The organism is Nocardiopsis lucentensis DSM 44048 (genome assembly GCF_000341125.1).
Taxonomy (GTDB): Bacteria; Actinomycetota; Actinomycetes; order Streptosporangiales; family Streptosporangiaceae; genus Nocardiopsis; species Nocardiopsis lucentensis.
Genome location: NZ_ANBC01000727.1, coordinates 1 through 1,247 on the forward strand (window position 1 = coordinate 1; position 1,247 = coordinate 1,247).

General features: G+C 75.9%; 1 protein-coding gene. It reads right to left on the reverse strand.

What is annotated here, in order from left to right:
• Positions 1-1,247, reverse strand: a 1,247-nt coding sequence (locus D471_RS40460) for an alpha/beta fold hydrolase (RefSeq protein ID WP_017601241.1), incomplete at both ends; no start/stop codon positions are given.

Consider the following 1,247-nt stretch of genomic DNA (forward strand, 5'->3'; position numbering starts at 1 on the left):
ACCACGCTGAGCGAGCGCGTGTGCTCCGGCAGCGGGAGGGAGAGGATCGACGCGGGGGCGTCCGTGGTGCCCAGCAGGGCGTAGCCCGCGGGGGAGCCGGGGTCGAAGGTGAAGTCGGCCGTGCGGCTCAGCGGCGTCAGCACCTGGAGCAGGTCCGACGCGGGGCGGCCCGGACCCGGTTCGCCGGTGGGCCGGTAGCCGCCGGTGCTCTCGGGGAAGGGGCCCACCAGGATGAGGGCGTCCACCCGGGGAGCCGCGCCGGTGGCCACCGCCTTCCACGCGATCCACGCCCCCTGCGAGTGCCCCACCACGACCAGCGGGCGCGGCAGGTCCTCGGTCTGCTCCGCGAACGCCCGGAGCTGTTCGTCGACCGGCCGCTGGGTGTGGGCGCTGACGTAGGGGGCGCCGGTCCGGATCGGGCACAGCGCCTCGCCCCGCGGCTGGCCGTCCCCGGGGCCCGCGTAGGAGAAGTAGAAGGTCTGGTCGCAGCCGTAGCCGAGCAGGTCGGTGCGGGTCCGGAACGCGGTCCCGGCGCCGGAGCGCGAGTCGATGCCGGACATGACCAGGACCGATCCCGCGCGGGGGCGGGCGGGTCGGTCGGGTTCGGGCGGTTCGGTGCCGCGTGTGGCGACCCACGCCCAGGCCAGCAGGGCGAACGCCACGGCGACCGCGCCCAGGCGAATCGGGCCCCCGGGCCGCGCGGGGCGGGCCAGGGCGGTGACGGCGACGGCGGGGGCGGTAGCCGAGACCGGGACGAGCGCGAGGGTCAGCCCAGGGAACAGGTCGGCGAGCGCGCCGACCCCGACCACCGCGAAGCCGTAGGGCAGCGTCACGCCGACGCGGAAGCCGTCGCGCCAGGCTTGGGCCAGGGTGTCGCGGATCCGTGGACCCGTTCGCCAGGGCAGCGGGGCGAACACGAGGGAGAGCACGGCGACCGCGACGAGCCCGGCCCAGAACAGGCGCGCGTACAGGAGGGTGCCCGCGATGTAGACGGCCTCGGCCGCGAACAGCGTGGGGATGAGCAGGACCCCGTAGAAGGCGGCGGCCAGGGCCAGCCGCTCACGGGTGAGTCCGCCGGTCATCAGGGCCAGGATGGTGACGCGCACGGCGAGCACCAGCGCCAGGAGGAGGGTGAACGACACGGGGCCGGTGGTCGTGGTCAGCAGGACCCGCAGGTCGCCGAAGAGGTCCAGGGGCGGGAGCGCGACGAGGTGGACCAGGCCCGGCCAGACCGGCAGGACACCGGC